This window comes from Vibrio sp. 10N (genome assembly GCF_036245475.1).
Lineage (GTDB): Bacteria > Pseudomonadota > Gammaproteobacteria > Enterobacterales > Vibrionaceae > Vibrio.
In genome coordinates, this window is sequence record NZ_BTPM01000001.1 from 717093 (window position 1) to 734243 (window position 17151).

The following is a 17151-nucleotide window of genomic DNA, read 5'->3' on the forward strand; positions in this document are numbered from 1 at the left end:
GCTCCTAAAGTACCGGCACCATTGTTTGGGCTGTCGGCTTGTTAGAGATGATCTTGTGTTGGTACATAAACTCAGTGAACGCATCGTACTTGGCAGCATCAACAGCCGATGGACGCAGTGCAAATCGCGTTAGCGTGTCGCGCCATGCACGTTTGTTCAGTTCGTTGTTCAGTGTGTCTGGTGCGTATGCGACAAATTCCTTCCAAGACTCTTGAGGGTGATTGACGATGTAAGTTGTGGCTTTTTCAATCGCGCGGTTAAATTTGGCAATCGCTTGTTTGTCATAGCTGTTTGCATTCGCCACAAACACCAACTCTTCGTAGGTTGGAACGCCATGTTCTTCTGGGAAAAACGCTTTTGGTTTGAAGCCTTCCAGCTCTAGCTGGTTAGTTTCGAAGTTTCGTAGACCGCCCCAAATCGCATCCACTTTGCCGGATGCCAATGATGATGACAGTGCCCAGCCTACATTGATGATCTGAACATCTTTGTACTCGACACCTTCGGTTTTTAGCATGGTGCCAATGGTCGCTTCTTCATTGCCAGCGATAGCAATGCCTATTTTTTTGCCTTTGAGATCGGCTAGCGACTTAATCTTGCCATTGTCTAATACCATCATGGTATTAAGCGGCGTAGCGATAAGCGTTGCGCTACGAATAAGTGGCAGACCAGCGGCAACATCAATCGTCAGACTGGTTTGATAAGAGACCGCCATGTCGACCTTGCCCGCTGCAACCAATTTGGCTGGCGTACTTGGATCCGCGGGCTCTTGAATATCCACCTCAATCCCTTGTTCTTTAAAATAACCGCGTTCATGAGCAATCACGATAGGGCCATGGTTGGGGTTGACGAACCAATCAAGCATTAGTGTCATGGACTTATCGGCTGCGTTTGCAGCGAAGGTGGTCATTGCTGTGAGTAATGCAGCCATGGCCTTTTTAGAAGTGAAAGTCATACGTTTTCCTTTTGAACTTAGTTATTTTCCCAAGGGATAAGGCGTTTTAGCGCCCAGTCGGTAATGAAGTAGAGCGAAACGGACACGGCCGCTAGGATGAATAGTGCAGCAAACATTTCATCGATCAGCATGCGAGCATTGGTTTGTAACATCAGATAGCCAAGCCCTTCGCTTGAACCCACCCACTCACCGGCCACTGCGCCAATCGGAGCGACTACCACGGCAACACGGATACCTGAAGCGAGTACGGGTAAAGCGGCAGGAAGGCGAATGTGCCAGAGCTGACGCCAGCGGTTTGCTCCCATGGTTTGAGAGAGATCTAAGTAGCCTGTTGGGGTGTTACGAAGTCCGTCATAGCAGCAGGTGGTGACTGGAAAAAAGATAATCAGTGCAGCCATAACCACTTTGGATGCAATCCCATAGCCTAGCCAAAGCATTAAAATCGGAGCCAATGCGAACACTGGAATGGCTTGGCTGGTAATTAGAATGGGCAGTAGCCAACGTTTTATCGGTTGAAACAGCAGCATTTGCAGGGCAAAGAACAACCCCATCGAAAGCCCAAGCAGTAGACCAAGTAAAATCTCCTGACTGGTAACCCAGGTATGCTTAAGCAACACATCATGGCGTTCAAATAGCTTTATAAATACAGCCTCGGGAGTCGGGAGGATAAAGCTTGGCATCTCAAACACGACAACAATCGTTTTCCAAATCACCAAGATGGTCACCAAACTTATGAGTGCGCGCATCATGGAGCTCAAACCTTGCTTTGACGCTTGACGGTGATTGCGGTTGGCAACTTCAGCAAGTGGTGTCATGTGAACCTCCAAACGGTGTCGGGGCAGAGATTGTCGGGGCGTATGCTTGTGCTAAACGCTCTAAAATGGACTGCTGAATAGAAGCAAACTCACCGTCTATCGTACGTGGTATTGGTTGTTGTGGTGGCGTAATGGTGTGCAATCGTGCAGGCGCACCATTCATGACTAAGATCTGCTCTCCTAAACGAAGCGCTTCTTGTGGGTCGTGGGTGATCAGTAAAACGGTTCTACCTTTCAGCAAGTTTGCAGCCAACTGTTGTAGCTTGTGTCGAGTGACTGCATCTAGAGCAGAGAAAGGTTCATCCATGAGTACTACGGACTTGTCTTGCATAAGAGTACGCGCTAAGGCGACGCGCTGTCTTTGGCCACCCGAGAGTTCATTTGGCATCGCAGAGGCTTTGTCGCCAAGTCCGACTTTTTCGAGTAGCGCTCGAGCCTGTTGGTTCGTTTTAACGTCCACTTTCTTACCGTTGAGCCTGGATGCTAAGCACACATTGTCAATGACGGTGAGCCAAGGGAGCAGTAAGTCTTGTTGCGCCATGTAGGCGATTTGCCCAGCCAATACATCCAGCTGCGGAGAAAACTCAGCGGCACTGAAGTCGACTTTGTCACATAGCAGCCCCGCGATGTAACGCAATAAGGTCGACTTTCCACAGCCACTTGGGCCAAGAATCGCCGTCCAAGTGGCACTATCAAACTGTACATCCAACCCTGAGAATATTGGCTTGTCATCGCCCAAATATGTCAGGGTGGCGCCTTGAATGTGAATGGACGTCATCAGCGTTACGCGTCTCTATTGAGGGCAAAAAAATGGTGCACTGGCCCATGACCTGTGCCGATATCAAGTTCATCGGCATGGGCTATCGCCTGAGTAATATAGTCTTTACCCTGTTTGACCGCGTCATTCAGTGGGTACCCTTTTGCAAGGAATGAGGCGATCGCTGAGCTTAATGTACAGCCTGTACCGTGGGTGTTTTTGGTGGCGATACGTTTGGTTTCGTAAAACGCGACATCGCTAGAGGTGATCAGTAAATCATTGCTGCTTTGCTCGGATTCGAGGTGCCCACCTTTGAGCAGAATGGCGGGCGTATCGAGTGTGCGCAATGCATCAATCAATGCCTCCATCTCTTGCTGAGATTGAGGGACGTCACAGCCAAGCAGCGCTGCGCCTTCCGGTAAGTTGGGAGTGATTACCGTGGCGAGTGGCAACAATTGCGTTTTGAGTGCGTTTATGGCCGAGGCCTCAAGCAGTAGATCGCCGCTGGTGGCCACCATTACCGGGTCTAAGACGATAAATTGAGGTTGGTATTCACGCAGCTTTTCGGCAACCGCGCCAATAATATGGGTATCCGCGAGCATACCAATTTTTACCGCGACCACATTTAGATCACGAAATACTGCATCAAGCTGAGCTTTCACAAATTCGGGGTCGACACCCAGGATACCTGTAACGCCTTGGGTATTTTGCGCAGTGAGCGCGGTGATAACTGAGCACGCGTATGAGCCAGTTGCGGAGATGGCTTTAATGTCTGCTTGAATACCTGCGCCGCCGCCAGAGTCAGAACCCGCGATGGTCAAGACGATTGGAGTGTGTAGAGGTGTTGTCGCCATAAATGCTCCTTACGTGCGAAGGAGATCCATAGCGACGAGAAAGGGACTGATATTGCAGTCTCTTTTCTCTCTATAGTTCCCTACGCCAGTGTTAACTGAATCAGGTTCAACGGGTCTCACCACTTGGTGATCTCAGCAAAAATGCCCCCCGACTAATAAGAGCAACATTGTTATATAAGCGCGGCGATTTTTCCAGTCCTAACGTTTAACAAGACATTATTTGTATCTCGCATTAACTTTCATTTGTCGGGTGAATGTATGGGTTTTGTTGAATATCAATGTCGAATCTCTTTAGTTTTTATCACTTGTAGCGGGATCGAAATGAGAGAAAAATTCTGGGTACAGAGTTAAATACTGAATGAAACTGTGTGAGACGAGAGAGTTAATTTTGAGTGGTGACTCGAAGTGAGGTTTATTTTTGCGCAAAAAATAAACGCTTCAGCCTATTAATAAATACCGATGTTCACAGTTTCTTAACGTTTGTGAGCAGCGATATTTTTCGTCTTTCAAGGAAAGAGAATGGCAATGAAAAAACTATTATTAGGCTTATCTGCAGTCGCTTTAGCGGTAAGCCAAGGCGCTGTGGCAGCTCCTGCTGCACCGTCAATCGACGTCTATGGCTCAAACAACCTTCAGTTTTCTAAGATCCAACTCGCGATGGAAACCACCGCTGGTTATAACCAAATGGTGCAATACAAAGATGCCGCAGACATCAGCATCCAGTTTAACCAATGGAGTGGAACAACTGGCGATACTTACAATATTTATTTTGACGGCGCAAAAGTGGCGACGGGCCCCATTTCTGGCAGTCAAACACTGGCGAAGTTTAACTATGCTCAAGGCGGTCGTTACCAAGTTGAAGTTGAAGCGTGTGATGCAACAGGGTGCTCACGCAGTGCGCCTGCGGAGCTTATTGTCGCGGATACCGATGGCGCGCACTTAGCGCCATTAACCATGAATGTTGATCCGAACAACAAAACGTACAACACCGATCCAAATACGGTTGTCGGGACTTACTTTGTAGAGTGGGGCATCTATGGGCGCAAATTTACAGTAGACAATATCCCCGTCGATAACCTTACTCACATCATCTATGGCTTTATCCCAATCTGTGGGCCGAACGAATCGGTGAAATCTGTTGGTGGTAACAGCTTTAATGCACTAAAAACTGCTTGTCAGGGAATGCCTGATTATGAGGTCGTTATTCATGACCCTTGGGCGGCTTATCAAAAAAGTTTCCCACAAGCGGGGCATGAGTACAGCTCGCCGATTAAGGGTAACTATGCCATGTTGATGGCACTTAAGCAGCGTAACCCTGATCTAAAGATACTTCCTTCAATTGGTGGTTGGACGCTTTCTGATCCGTTCTACAGCTTTACCGACAAAGCCAATCGCGACATCTTTGTGGCGTCAGTGAAACGCTTCCTGCAAACATGGAAGTTCTATGATGGTGTCGACATCGACTGGGAATACCCAGGTGGTCAAGGGGCGGCACCTGATCTTGGTGACCCATTGCGTGATGGTGATGCGTACGCAGCACTGATGCAAGAATTGCGTATTATGCTCGATGAGCTCACGGCGGAAACCGGTCGTACTTATGAGCTGACCTCTGCGGTGGGTGTCGGTTATGACAAGATTGAAGACGTAAACTACGTCGATGCAGTTCCTCATATGGATTACATCTTCGCGATGACCTACGACTTCTACGGTGGCTGGAACAACGTACCAGGTCACCAAGCGGCGCTCTATTGCGGTAACTTTATGCGTCCTGGTCAGTGTGATGGTACTGGTGTCGATGCGGATGGTGTGCCTTACAAAGGTCCGGCTTACACGACCGACAATGGTATCCAATTGCTGCTCGCGAAAGGCGTGCCAGCGAACAAATTGGTGGTTGGCGCAGCCATGTACGGCCGAGGCTGGGAAGGCGTGACTCCTGATACACTCACAGACCCAACGGATCCGATGACAGGTGTAGCAACGGGTAAACTCAAAGGTACGACGACTCAAGGTGTTTGGGAAGATGGTGTTATTGACTATAAGGGTCTGAAAACATACATGATTGGTTCAAATAATACCGGCGTTAATGGTTTTGAGTACGGCTATGACGAACTTGCAGAAGCCCCGTATGTGTGGAACCGCACGACAGGTGAATTGGTGACTTTTGATGATCCACGCTCTGTAATTGCCAAAGGCCAGTATGTTCGTGCACAAGGTTTTGCAGGTCTGTTCTCATGGGAAATTGATGCCGACAATGGCGATATTCTCAACGCGATGCACGAAGGTCTCGCAGGAGGTACTTCAGTGAATCGTGCACCGACTGCGAATGCTGGTGGCAATCAAACCGTAGTAGGCCCTGCAACAGCGATTCTTGATGGCTCGGGATCTCGTGATAGCGATGGCTCAATCGTTAGCTATGCATGGTCACAACCCGCAGGTCAGACATTAGTAGTATCTGGTGCGAATACTGCCCAGCTTAGTGTGGATGTTGCTGAAGTGACCGTTAGCGAGCAGTACAGTCTCACGCTCACCGTGACCGACAATGAGGGCGCGACAGATAGTGCGACGGTAACACTGACCGTAAACCCGGTGAATACGACGCCGGTGAACACCGCACCAGTGGCTGTGATTACAGGACCAACAATGGCGAATGCCAATGATCTTGTGACACTTGATGCTTCGAGCTCTAGTGACAAGGAAAATGACCCACTAACGTTTACTTGGCAAACGCCAGCAGGGTTAGCTGTCGCGACCAATGGAGCACAGGTGAGCTTTACGGCACCAAGCGTAACAGTGGATACCGACTATGTGTTGACGGTAGTCGTCAGTGACGGCTCATTAACCTCAAGCCAATCACATACGGTAACAGTGAAAGCAGGCAACATAGGTACGACTTGTGGTACTCCTTGGGATCCTGCTGCGGTCTATAACGGTGGAGATGAAGTGGTTTATCAAGGCCATCTGTATTCTGCTAAGTGGTGGACGCAAGGTGAAGTTCCAAGCAAGTCAGGCGAATGGGGCGTATGGAAAGACCTTGGCCCGTGTCAGTAATAAGCTGTATTAAGTCATCATAACTCGCAATTGGGTGTGCTGGGTTGCATGACACCTCTCCACTGCATCTAGTGAGTTATGATGGCGCCATAATAAAACAGCCGCTCAGTGATGAGCGGCTGTTTCTATTTTAGGTCTGCGTAGTTATGCCGATTTTTCACTCGCTGCCAGACGATATTGAACCATGTCTTCTATCGTTAGTACGGGCATATTGTGAAGCTTGCCAAAAGCGACAATTTCTGGCGCCTTGGCCATAGTGCCATCTGGGTTAGTGACTTCACAAAGAACGCCAAATGGTGATAGACCAGCCATTTGCATCAGATCGATGGTGCCTTCAGTGTGACCGCGACGAGTCAGTACCCCGCCTTGCTTGGCACGAAGCGGGAAAACGTGGCCTGGACGCGCCAGATCTTCCGGGCGAGCACCAGGTTGGCAAGCGGTTTTGATGGTTGTGACGCGATCGGCTGCAGATACGCCGGTCGTCACGCCAACTTTAGCCTCAATAGACACAGTAAAAGCGGTTTGGTTGGCGCTGTTGTTGTTTTCTACCATAGGTGGCAAATCAAGCTGTTTGGCTTGTTCATCAGTCACGCATAGGCAAACAATACCGCTACACTCACGGATCATCAGTGCCATCTGTTGGTTAGTGAGATGATCAACGGAATAGATGATATCGCCTTCGTTTTCACGATCTTCGTCATCGAGTAGCAATACGCCACGGCCTTCGCGAAGCGCTTGTAGTGCCAGTTCTACACGCTCTAAAGGTGTGCCAAAGTCGGCAAGAAGTGAAGTTTGGTTCTGATTCATGGTAATACTCCTAACTTTAAGTACCAGAATCAGGGCATAGATATGGGGATGCACCCACGTCAGAATTAACGTGGTTTATCCAAAAGATAGAGCTAAGCGATACGACAGTAAAACATTGAAAAGGTATGAATTCTTCAATGGCAGTCATAACGCTAAAAATCGAGTTTAGGCGCAAATAGCCTATCCACCCCATCAATAACTGATTAGGGTGACTCGATAGTCTTATCCTCTCCCATCCGGACTATGACCGTCGGCTCTGGATTCACACCAGATCTGCTGACCCTGATACTCTGTATCAGGCGCTCGCGGGCTTATCATGATGATTTACCGCCGGTGGGGAATTTCGCCCCGCCCTGAGAATAGATTAATGTCATTTCGACGCCTAAATGGTAACGATAATTCAGTCAGTTGAAAACCCTAATGCAGTCATATGGTGCTTATGCCAGCAAAAAAGGTGATTGTGGCCGAATTCTTAGCTTTAACCTTTGCTAACAAAAACTTTAGGTTTGCGTCACAGAGCAGAGGGATAAAACACATTCGCATAACGGATTGTGAGCTACTATTCTCAAACTTCCCCTTAACGACGTTGTCCGTCGAATCAAACAAGAGAATACAATGGCGCTCCATCTAGAAACTGAACGACTTATCTTAAGAGATTTCGAACTTGGTGATATTGAATCGTGGCTACAAATTACCTCACACCCCAAGTACCAAACCTTCTATCCAAAAGAAGAATGTTCCCCAGAGTTCAATGCGCACTTGTTGGAAATGTTTGTTGAGCAGGCACATCAAATTCCCCGCACTAAGTTTCAATTGGTGATTGAAGGCAAAGAGAGCCATCAAGTTATTGGTACTGTCGCATTTCGTTTGGAGCCTAATCAGCAAGCTTCGATTGGATTTGGTCTGGCGGTAGATAGACAAGGACGAGGTCTCGCTGTGGAAGCGATGTCGACGCTTATCGCTTTTGGCCGTGAGCAAATGGGCGCGCGCTGTATTTTTGCCGAGACTCGAGCGGGTAATAAAGCGGCGATTGCTGTTTGTGAGCGACTCGGTCTCCACAAAGTAAACAGTGAATCTGATGACCTCACGCAGATGAGCGTCATCCGTTTAGAGCGCTGCTATTGATTAGCTGTTAATGAGTGATAGACCAGTGTTACCCTAATCGAACTCAATGCTAGATAGGGATAGACGATGCAACAACAATGCAAGATTTCGTTGCCAGGAAATAAAGAATACTCTCCAGCCGAGACGTTTGCTCAAATGTCTGCATGGTGTGAACAGAACCAAGTCACCCATGACCGTTATGGGGAAGGGGAGTTAATACAGAGTTTTGAGCAGAAGTTGGCAAAGCTACTTGGCTTTGAAGCGGGATTGTTTGTTATTACGGGTACCATGACCCAGCCAACAGCATTGCAGATCGCTTGCGAAATGAAGCGCAACAATAAGGTTGCTATGCATCCTTCAAGTCATATCCAATTGCATGAAAACCAAGGCTATCAGTTGCAGCAGCGTTTTAATTTGATTACCGTTGGCAAACCGTTTCAACCTTGGGTGCTGGAGGATTTAGTTAAAATCCCAGATACGCTGGCTGCTGTACTCTATGAGCTACCAATGCGTGAAATCGGCGGGCAGTTGCCAAGTTTTGAAGAGCTATCACGTATTAAAGCTCACTGCGGTCAATACGATATTCACTTACATATGGATGGTGCGCGACTGTGGGAAACCGCTGCTTACTATCAAAAGGATTACGCTGAGATATGCGAGGGCTTTGATTCAGTCTATGTCTCTATGTACAAAGGCATCGGCGGTCTAGGCGGTGCGATGTTACTCGGTGATCAAGCGTTTATCGATCAAGCCGCAGTATGGATGCACCGTCAGGGTGGCAGTGTCTATCATCGCACTCCTTATATCGTCGCAGCAGCCATGCAGTTCGAACAAAGGCTGGCCTTAATGCCAGCGCTATTCGAACGTACCAAACAGCTCTACCAAATACTGTCAGAGTTTCCATCATTGACTGCAAACCCGGTCAAGCCTCAAGCGAACATGCTGCACATCCATCTACCCATGAGTCAAGACAAAGCAATAGCGCTTCGAGATAAGCTTGCCACAGAGCACAGCCTCTGGATTGGCAACCCACAACAAGGAATGCTAGCCGAGCAAAGTTACATTGAATGGTACGTGGGAGATAGACTACTAGACATGTCAGATGACGATGTAAGAGGTTATCTTCAGTTGATTGAGCAAGAGTGTGTTTAGCTTTTAGTAGGTGATAGACCTTTTGGCCTATCGGTGGTCAAAAGGTCTCGATGCTTGAACTATTTGCCTGCTGCTAAGATACGAAAAGGGCGCTAACTATAAAGTTAGCGCCCTTTCCAAACGTTTGGTGGGCTGGCGGGAGTTGAACCAATGTATCAATATTTTAAAATTCAGGTAATTAGCTTGGTGTTACCAATTTGGTGTAGCATCAAATGTTACATCAATTTCCTACTGCAAAAGAAACTGAACCCCCGTCCAAATATAACTTTTTGCTATTAAAGCCAGTGTTAATCATAGCAAAATAATCTTAAAACTACATGTAATGGTTATTCATCAACAGGTGATTTATTACTGTCGAGCAATGAGTTTAGCATACTAGATGAGGACAGTATCAGACCAACTCTTAGACCCAAAGGTTTGAACACTTTGTTTAAATGATATGAGCCAAATATTGCCCATATCATGGATTCTTCGGTATTAATGAGTATGTTCTTACTCACTTAGCTTTTATCTAGATCTCTTAGGTGATCAAGTAAGTATTCAGTGTAGTAAAGTGGCATCACTATGTGTTCTTTTTCTGTTGCTGGAGAGCCTTGAGTGCCTGTAAGTTTGATCGTCTTGTGGGGCTTGCACTTTTCGATGTAAGACTGCAATGATTTTGCTCGGGTTCGCTTACCGCTCTTTACTTCTACAGGCACAATACGGCCTAGGTCATCAGCGATGATGAACTCTATCTCAGCCCTTGCGTCTCCCCAAGAGAAACTTGGTTCAATACCTAGTGCGGCGATTTCCTGTTGAACATAGTTTTCTGCGACATATCCCTTGTATTCATAGCCTTGCTGTTTGATTTCACGGTAACCCGTGCCGAGCATATGGTTCAACAGGCCTACATCAAATAGAAATAATTTAACTGCATTTTCCTTCTGATAAGCAGCTAAAGGAGAACGAGGTTGTCCTTCAATAGGATGATTCTTTAGCGCAAGTCGACACTTGTGAAGCCATGTGATCGCACTTTCATATTCAGCATATCGAGATTTGCGTTCGTGAACGCCTTTGAATTTGAACCGTTTAACGGAGTCATCGAATACCGAAGATAACTGGGCTGGGATGCTTCTAAATACAGACTCGATGAGTTGCGCATCTACTTTTCCAGAGTATTTTCCGAAATCACGCATGTAGCCCTCAATTAAGTTTCGATGGACTTCAGAGACGGCTTCAATTCGGTCAATGATACTGAGTTGAGAGTTTGCGAACCATGAGTTTACGGCTTCAGGCATGCCGCCAACGAAGTAATAATCAGTTAGCAATTCGATTAACTTGGAATGAGCCGCAGAAGAACTCAGCTTTTGGTCAAACGCTTTTTGAAGAGCTTTCTCTCCAGATGCCCACAAAAACTCCCTGAAAGTCAGTGGCCTTAAGTTGTGCTGTTCAACTTTTCCAACAGGGAAGGAGGTGAGCAATCCAATATTGGAACCACTTGCAGCAACATAAGCTTTGGGAGCCTTTTCTGCAAAGTATTTAAGTGCGGTAACCGCTCTAGGACACTCACCAATCTCATCTAAAATAAGTAGATCAGTAGATGGTTCGAAGGTTTGCCCTGTTAAGAGTTCAATATTGGTGATGATGTCATCAGGATTTAAAGATCCAGCAAAAGCTTCCATTAACTCAGGACTCTCTAAAAAATCGATCCTTAGGACATTTTCGAATGTACTTCCTAATAGCTCCTGCAATAAGAATGTTTTGCCAGTTTGTCTAGCTCCGTCAATCAGTAGAGGCTTCCTGGTTGGCTTGCCTTTCCAGGTGAGTAGGTTTTCAAGCAGTGTTCGTTTCATCTAGCCACCTTAGTGATAGCGATTTCATGTTCGATGCTTATTACATAAAAATGCGCGATAAAATGCAAGTTTAAACATTTTAATGCGCATAAAAATGTTTTGTTTTACATTTTAATGCGCGTAAAAGTGCATTTTGGTGTGCGTATGATTATGTGGGGAGCGAGGCGCAGTAATGAGTATATGGTGAGTGCTTCATACTTAGTATAAGCAAATGTCAATCTGGACAAGCTAGTCTTTAGCAAAAGCAGGGCTGGCTCAACAAAGATTGACAATTGCAGCTAATTAATTGTAATTGTTCACTTTTCTATGGCGTTAAAATTAAATGGAGGTAATCAATGAACAAACAAAGAATGGTTGGGATGTGAAAGCCAAAGGCTTTCATAAATCAAATAAAACATTTTCCTTTAAAGGTAGTATGCCTTGATCTTCAAGCCTCCTGACTTGAGTGGGATAGAGCCTTTTGGATTACAAATGAAAGTGGTGCTGCCAGCAATGATCTTTTCTACTGGATCGTGTTGATGACCTGCAATCCAGTATCGTGCTTTAGAGATCAGTTCGTCACTCAAACCAGCTTGGTAGTACGGAGCATAATCGCTGTTGGCATTTTGTTCGACAGCAAAAGCCTCTTTTGATGGAAGATGATGAGATATCGCTATATCAACTTTCCTTGGAAAGTTGTTAATGAATGCCTTGTGCTGCTCTTCAATCATTTGATGGCTGATGTACTTTGTATCATTCATCAGTTCTGAGTACGCATCTATTAGTTCAGGCGAGTATGTGTGGATAGGAAACCAAAGAGTGCCGCCATAGATAGTACATCCGTCTAAATCGATTGATTCATTATCCAGAAAAAACAAGTTCGCAGTTGTTTCACTGTGCGCCTTAAGCTTTGCTATTGGGGTGTATGTTTGAACATCAATACCGTTTTCGGAGTTGATTGAAACTTGTTTGTGCAGATAACCAGAACGATACGATTTACTTTTACTACCGTACCACTCGTGGTTCCCTGCAATGATGACAACGGCTTTAAAGTAAGAGCAAAGAACATTTTTTACATACGCAATGCCATTGAGTGCATTGGCGGTGTCACCCGCAATAATCAAAGCAGCGTCATTATCGAAGTTATGCCAAAAGCTCCGATGGATACCGTGTAAATCCAAGTGCAAATCAGATACTGCGTAAAATTTCAATTTCTCTACCTAGCTGAGTTTGTAAATGTGTGGTCATTGCGTACAGTATACCTCCAGTTGATTTAGGGTATGCGTGTATTTGTGCCAGAGTCAGAGTACGCAAAAGGGGAACGTCATCGGCGATTGGTTGGGAGACGGAGTTGCTCCTAATGACACCTTTGCTACTCATTGTTTGGGTTTTGGTTTGATTATGTAACTTTAACTACTCATTAGCTGTTTTTAGAGTGCTAGTCTTGAGAATCAAAAACTAAGGATAGTATTTGGCTGTGTTCATTTTTTCGGTTTGTTCATAAAAAATGAACGGAAGAATAAAATGAACAATTGATGTGGTGCTTATCTTGAAGAGACCTCGCTAGCGTATAGGTGGCTATGGCATTGAGGGCAGATTGGTGTACTAGGTAGCGTAACTTGCCACTGGCATTGACACATGATGCACTCAAATTGAGCTGAACGTTTTGGTATAGGTGTAGGCGGGATAGCTTTCGTTGTTGATTGCCATGAGTCGGAGCGGTGAAGGTTGACATTCCTCTGGTTGCGATGACGATATTGGTCATTACGAAAGCTCGGAGTAGGTGGTGGTGTGTACTGAGATGCCTTTAAGGATAATCGCTCAGTCGCTTCTTGTTCCAACTGAGCGTAGCGCGGATGAAATACCCACACTTTAGATTCGACATCGTTTTGAAGGTAATCTTTTAGTCTGTCCAGTTGCCGAGTCCCTGATACTTTATCGCGTGTAAATAGATGATGTGTATCATCCAACTTGATTTCGAGCACACCGCATTGCCTGTTATGTGGTGTGAGCAACTCACTTGGAAGTGGACGGTTTGGGTGGGTGAAATAAATAACAAAGATGAATTCACCGACTCTGCCCATTACATCCACAATACATTTCTCAAATAACGCTTCTTTATCGACGCTATCAAGTAAGATGGTGGATGACTTAGCAACCAAAAAATCTTCTGTGAAACACTTTCCTTTCGCTTGTTTTGTTAGAGAACTTCTGTACTCAGGAAGAACAATAGATATACCCGTTTCTATCACTTGTCTCGCCATCATGCGCACAGAAACAAAAAAAGAAAAATCACATTCTTTATCAGTTCCTTCAACCTTGCGGCTCGCATGAGCAAAGTGCCATTGCTTTTCTTCACCTTGTCTCGCAATCAGTGGTGTGTGGCAAGAAGGGCATATACAGCCGCAATTCTTCCCTCGCACAACATCAGCGACATCAACGAATGTCTGATCTTGGATTCTTAAGCCGAAAGGCACATGTTGAAGCAGCATCAAAACGTGAATAACTCTCAATTTAGCGACGGTATGTACTGATTTTAGGCAAGAATGCTTTATAAATATGTTAGATAGGTTATGAATTGTGCCTTTGTTTTTCGTATTGTTGCATATTTATACAATCGATTATTAACTGCATAAAAGTGATGTAATTGTCGGGGCTAGATATGGATGAGCTTGAGCTAATTGAACAAAAGATTCATGAGCTAAAAAAGGAGCTGGCTCAACTTGAACAGCAGAAGCAGCGTCTATTGACGCAGGAAGCGATTGACAAGGAAGCTGCATGTGAAATGTCACCTCAGCAAAAACTGTCTATCTATCAGAGTTATTTTAAAGGCAATACTCAATGCTATGCGCATAGGTGGCAGAACCAACAAGGCAGAAGTGGTTATGCGATTGCTTGCGAAAACGAGTGGCATCAAGGTGTATGCGGTAAACCTAAAGTAAAGTGTTTGGAGTGCCCCAACCAAGCATTCAAGCCGTTAGGTGACGATGCTATGTATGCCCACCTTACTGGCAAAGAGGTTGTTGGTTTGTATCCTATGCTGGCGAATAACACCTGTTGGTTACTAGCGGTTGATTTTGATAAAAGTGATTGGCAAGAAGCCTCTCTTGCGTATGTCGAAGTGTGCAAACTAAAAGGCATCGATTGTTTATTAGAACGATCTCGCTCAGGTCTGGGGGCACATGTCTGGATTTTCTTTGCACAGGCGACTGACGCAAAAGTAGCTCGACAATTAGGGTTCTATTTACTTGATGAAGCCATGAAAATTCATGGTGCTTTGTCATTTGATTCCTATGACCGCCTATTCCCCAATCAAGACGTGCTACCTATCGGGGGAATTGGGAATCTGATTGCTTTGCCGTTACAAAAACAAGCTCGTTTAAATGGAAACTCGGTGTTTGTTGATCATTCATTTACACCATACCCTGATCAATGGGAGGTGTTAGCGTCGACGGGACGATTATCTATTGAGAAAATAGAATTACTTCTCGAAAGCAGAGTGGGCCATCGAAATGATGGTGAAGATGGCGCATCAATCAAGCCATGGGAACGAACAGTGAACACAAGCGCTGCCATCTCAGACAAACCTAAGGCGTTAGACATCGTTCTTGCCAACCGATTGTACTTACCGATAAACCAAGTTCCGAATCCTCTAATTGCTCAGTTTAAAAAATTGGCATCCTTTTCGAATCCTAAGTTTTTCAAAGCCCAAGGGCTGCGATTGTCGACCAACGGAATTGCACGTTTTATATGCTTGGCGGAATTAGACAGTGGTTACTTGAGCTTGCCGAGGGGGTGTTGGGATGACTTACAGGCTATTTGCTTAGAATTAGGGATTGCTCTCCAAGTTACGGATAATCGTTTTGCTGGTCAGGTGCTAACGGACATGACATTTGTTGGCTCTTTGCGCTCAGCGCAAAGTAAAGCGATTGATGAGCTAATGCAGCATGATATTGGTGTTCTTCACGCTCCAACGGCCTTTGGTAAAACGGTAACAGCAATTGGTCTAATACAAAGGCGAGGAGTCAATACTCTTGTCTTGGTGCATAACAAGCAGCTTGTTGACCAGTGGCAAGAGCGTTTAAAAGCTTTCACCCAGGGTATCGATATCGGCGTATATACAGGAAGTAAGAAGAAACCAACAGGACAAGTTGATATCGCGACTTATCAAAGTTTGATAAACAGAAGCGACAATAGTGTTCATTCGTTGGTGAAAGAGTATGGTCAAATCATTGTGGATGAATGCCACCATCTATCAGCACCACAATATGAGCAGGTGTTATCTGAAGCGCATGCTAAGTACGTCGTTGGGATTAGTGCAACACTTGAAAGGCGAGATGGGCATCAACCGATCATATTTATGCAAGCAGGTAGAGTAAGACATACCATAAAGTCAGACCGAAACAATCAGTTTGCTCAGGTGCTAGATCGCCGAGAGCTGAACCTGGAAGTGCCTTTGCATTTATCTTCGAATGACCCAAAACCTCATATTTCCGAGATTTATCGTTGGTTAATGCTTCACCCTATACGTAACGCCACCATTGTTGAGGGGATTCAAAAAGAGGTCTCCAATGGCCGAGTTCCGATCGTGTTAACCGAGCGGAGAGAGCACGCCAATATCATTGCTGGTTTACTCAATGATTTGGGGATCACACACCAAATATTAGTAGGTTCGATGAAGAAAAAGCAGCAAGCAGAGGTGATGTCTAAGCTAGGCAGTACACAAGTCATTGTTGCTACTGGGCGTTTTATCGGAGAGGGCTTTGACCTCCCTCGCTTAGATACTTTGATATTGGCGCTGCCTGTGTCTTGGAAAGGTTCGTTAATCCAATATGTAGGGCGCATACAGCGTGATTACAAAGGAAAAGAGGAGGTGAAAGTGATCGACTATATTGATGCAAAAATTCCAATGCTGCTCAGGATGTTCAATAAGCGAGAAAAAGGGTATCGAGCACTTGGCTTTTCAGCAGAATCAATAGTTCAAGAGCAATTGATTTAGTGTAGAGTTTTACCTCGGTATCTACCAACCAAGTATCGATAAATACGATATTTAAATGTAATAGGTGTCCACTTGAGTTATGAAGTTACAGTCAGCAATTAAGCGTTTACATGAATTTGATATGAAAGGTCACTATGTCTATCGTCATGGTGATTTGAGAAAGCTGTTCATTGAAGATAGTGAAAGGGCTTTTAACGCAGGTCTTAAAAGGCTCCTCAATGCAGGTGTCTTAGAGCGAGTGGTTCGGGGAGTATATGTATACTGCCTATCTTCCAAAACGAAGAGTGTAGATACAATCGAATACATAGTAAAAGCACTCCGACGAGGTGAGTATAATTATATCAGTCTCGAAAGTGCTTTGTCAGAATATGGCGTGATTAGTCAGATCCCGATAGATCGGCTTACTATCATGAGCACAGGGTGCAAAGGAGAGTACAAAACGTCTTATGGAGTGATAGAGATTACGCACACCAAGCGCTCAGTATCCGATATTCTGAATAGTATTTACCGTTCAGAAAGACCGCTTCGTGTTGCAACACAGGATGCAGCAATCCGAGATTTGCGACGTGTCGGACGAAATTTACATTTGTTGCCAGAAAGCTACTAACGTTCATGTTGCAACTTTAGTGAGCTTGGTAAAAAAGCTCAAATTCTTGAGTAGAGGTTAATTCAATGAAAGTTACGATCAAAGTTAATGATAAAGGTGAGCACTACTTTGAAATTCCTGATGAATACCTGAAAGAACTAGAATGGAAGGATGGTGACAAAGTGATTTGGACTAAGAATGATGATGGTAGTTTTTCGCTTAGTAAGCTAGGTGATACAGAATAGCAATTTCCATATCTGCTCAAC

General features: G+C 45.3%; 14 protein-coding genes and 2 riboswitches. Of the genes, 6 read left to right on the forward strand and 8 right to left on the reverse strand.

From position 1 onward, the window contains the following. Window positions 1–4: 4 nt before the first annotated feature. The 4 genes from AAA946_RS03465 to thiD are packed head-to-tail and all read right to left on the reverse strand — an operon-like array spanning window position 5 to window position 3378. Window positions 5–952: an ABC transporter substrate-binding protein gene (locus tag AAA946_RS03465; RefSeq protein ID WP_445206052.1), complete on the reverse strand. Its 948-nt coding sequence runs from the start codon at window positions 950–952 to the stop codon at window positions 5–7. A 17-nt stretch (window positions 953–969) separates the two neighbouring features. Further along, window positions 970–1767 carry an ABC transporter permease gene (locus tag AAA946_RS03470; RefSeq protein WP_338163632.1) on the reverse strand — a complete coding sequence of 266 codons (798 nt, stop codon included), beginning with the start codon at window positions 1765–1767 and terminating at the stop codon, window positions 970–972. After that, window positions 1751–2545 carry an ABC transporter ATP-binding protein gene (locus AAA946_RS03475; RefSeq protein ID WP_338163633.1) on the reverse strand — a complete coding sequence of 265 codons (795 nt, stop codon included), beginning with the start codon at window positions 2543–2545 and terminating at the stop codon, window positions 1751–1753. Before AAA946_RS03475 ends, AAA946_RS03470 begins: the two co-directional genes overlap by 17 nt. Before the next feature lie 5 nt (window positions 2546–2550). Further along, a complete protein-coding gene (thiD, locus tag AAA946_RS03480; RefSeq protein WP_338163634.1) occupies window positions 2551–3378 on the reverse strand; it encodes a bifunctional hydroxymethylpyrimidine kinase/phosphomethylpyrimidine kinase in 828 nt (275 codons plus the stop codon). A 60-nt stretch (window positions 3379–3438) separates the two neighbouring features. Further along, a riboswitch (TPP riboswitch) is annotated at window positions 3439–3539 on the reverse strand. Window positions 3540–3903: 364 nt separating this feature from the next. On the opposite strand from thiD, the gene AAA946_RS03485 reads away from it, so the two are divergent. Beyond that, window positions 3904–6426: a glycosyl hydrolase family 18 protein gene (locus AAA946_RS03485; protein ID WP_338163635.1), complete on the forward strand. Its 2523-nt coding sequence runs from the start codon at window positions 3904–3906 to the stop codon at window positions 6424–6426. Between the two features lie 144 nt (window positions 6427–6570). On the opposite strand, the gene ribB is transcribed toward AAA946_RS03485, so the two are convergent. Next, window positions 6571–7233, reverse strand: a complete 663-nt coding sequence (gene ribB, locus AAA946_RS03490; RefSeq protein ID WP_338163636.1) for a 3,4-dihydroxy-2-butanone-4-phosphate synthase — start codon at window positions 7231–7233, stop codon at window positions 6571–6573. Between the two features lie 220 nt (window positions 7234–7453). Then, window positions 7454–7598: riboswitch (FMN riboswitch) on the reverse strand. A 250-nt stretch (window positions 7599–7848) separates the two neighbouring features. Here ribB and AAA946_RS03495 point away from each other — a divergent pair. Together AAA946_RS03495 and AAA946_RS03500 are read left to right on the forward strand one after the other, a co-directional pair. After that, the gene (locus AAA946_RS03495) at window positions 7849–8358 is read left to right on the forward strand and encodes a GNAT family N-acetyltransferase (RefSeq protein WP_338163637.1); all 510 of its coding nucleotides are present in this window, start codon (window positions 7849–7851) and stop codon (window positions 8356–8358) included. Window positions 8359–8424: 66 nt separating this feature from the next. Beyond that, the gene (locus AAA946_RS03500) at window positions 8425–9489 is read left to right on the forward strand and encodes a threonine aldolase family protein (protein WP_338163638.1); all 1065 of its coding nucleotides are present in this window, start codon (window positions 8425–8427) and stop codon (window positions 9487–9489) included. Window positions 9490–9989: 500 nt separating this feature from the next. Here the strand turns inward: AAA946_RS03500 and AAA946_RS03505 are convergent, their stop codons facing one another. The 3 genes from AAA946_RS03505 to AAA946_RS03515 all read right to left on the reverse strand — a co-directional run bounded on the left by AAA946_RS03505 (window position 9990) and on the right by AAA946_RS03515 (window position 13792). Beyond that, a complete protein-coding gene (locus AAA946_RS03505; protein ID WP_128811517.1) occupies window positions 9990–11321 on the reverse strand; it encodes an ATP-binding protein in 1332 nt (443 codons plus the stop codon). Between the two features lie 404 nt (window positions 11322–11725). Further along, window positions 11726–12511, reverse strand: coding sequence for a metallophosphoesterase (locus AAA946_RS03510; RefSeq protein ID WP_269666226.1), 786 nt, complete (start codon window positions 12509–12511; stop codon window positions 11726–11728). Between the two features lie 333 nt (window positions 12512–12844). Next, window positions 12845–13792: a competence protein CoiA family protein gene (locus AAA946_RS03515; protein ID WP_338163639.1), complete on the reverse strand. Its 948-nt coding sequence runs from the start codon at window positions 13790–13792 to the stop codon at window positions 12845–12847. Between the two features lie 170 nt (window positions 13793–13962). Here AAA946_RS03515 and AAA946_RS03520 point away from each other — a divergent pair, with 170 nt between their 5' ends. The 3 genes from AAA946_RS03520 to AAA946_RS03530 all read left to right on the forward strand — a co-directional run bounded on the left by AAA946_RS03520 (window position 13963) and on the right by AAA946_RS03530 (window position 17130). Continuing rightward, the gene (locus AAA946_RS03520; RefSeq protein ID WP_338163640.1) at window positions 13963–16299 is read left to right on the forward strand and encodes a TOTE conflict system archaeo-eukaryotic primase domain-containing protein; all 2337 of its coding nucleotides are present in this window, start codon (window positions 13963–13965) and stop codon (window positions 16297–16299) included. Between the two features lie 79 nt (window positions 16300–16378). Next, on the forward strand, window positions 16379–16906 hold the full coding sequence (abiEi, locus tag AAA946_RS03525) for a type IV toxin-antitoxin system AbiEi family antitoxin (RefSeq protein WP_338163641.1): 528 nt from the start codon (window positions 16379–16381) through the stop codon (window positions 16904–16906). 65 nt (window positions 16907–16971) lie between these two features. Next, window positions 16972–17130 (forward strand): hypothetical protein, encoded by a 159-nt coding sequence (locus tag AAA946_RS03530; RefSeq protein WP_338163642.1) that lies wholly within the window; start codon window positions 16972–16974, stop codon window positions 17128–17130. Window positions 17131–17151 lie beyond the last annotated feature (21 nt).

Coding starts and splice junctions, on each gene's coding strand:
- AAA946_RS03505 (WP_128811517.1), bottom strand. CDS start 11,321: ATGAAACGAACACTGCTTGAAAACCTACTCACCTGGAAAGGCAAGCCA.
- AAA946_RS03520 (WP_338163640.1), top strand. CDS start 13,963: ATGGATGAGCTTGAGCTAATTGAACAAAAGATTCATGAGCTAAAAAAG.
- AAA946_RS03470 (WP_338163632.1), bottom strand. CDS start 1,767: ATGACACCACTTGCTGAAGTTGCCAACCGCAATCACCGTCAAGCGTCA.
- AAA946_RS03515 (WP_338163639.1), bottom strand. CDS start 13,792: ATGCTGCTTCAACATGTGCCTTTCGGCTTAAGAATCCAAGATCAGACA.
- AAA946_RS03475 (WP_338163633.1), bottom strand. CDS start 2,545: ATGACGTCCATTCACATTCAAGGCGCCACCCTGACATATTTGGGCGAT.
- AAA946_RS03500 (WP_338163638.1), top strand. CDS start 8,425: ATGCAACAACAATGCAAGATTTCGTTGCCAGGAAATAAAGAATACTCT.
- AAA946_RS03465 (WP_445206052.1), bottom strand. CDS start 952: ATGACTTTCACTTCTAAAAAGGCCATGGCTGCATTACTCACAGCAATG.
- AAA946_RS03530 (WP_338163642.1), top strand. CDS start 16,972: ATGAAAGTTACGATCAAAGTTAATGATAAAGGTGAGCACTACTTTGAA.
- abiEi (WP_338163641.1), top strand. CDS start 16,379: ATGAAGTTACAGTCAGCAATTAAGCGTTTACATGAATTTGATATGAAA.
- thiD (WP_338163634.1), bottom strand. CDS start 3,378: ATGGCGACAACACCTCTACACACTCCAATCGTCTTGACCATCGCGGGT.
- AAA946_RS03485 (WP_338163635.1), top strand. CDS start 3,904: ATGAAAAAACTATTATTAGGCTTATCTGCAGTCGCTTTAGCGGTAAGC.
- AAA946_RS03495 (WP_338163637.1), top strand. CDS start 7,849: ATGGCGCTCCATCTAGAAACTGAACGACTTATCTTAAGAGATTTCGAA.
- ribB (WP_338163636.1), bottom strand. CDS start 7,233: ATGAATCAGAACCAAACTTCACTTCTTGCCGACTTTGGCACACCTTTA.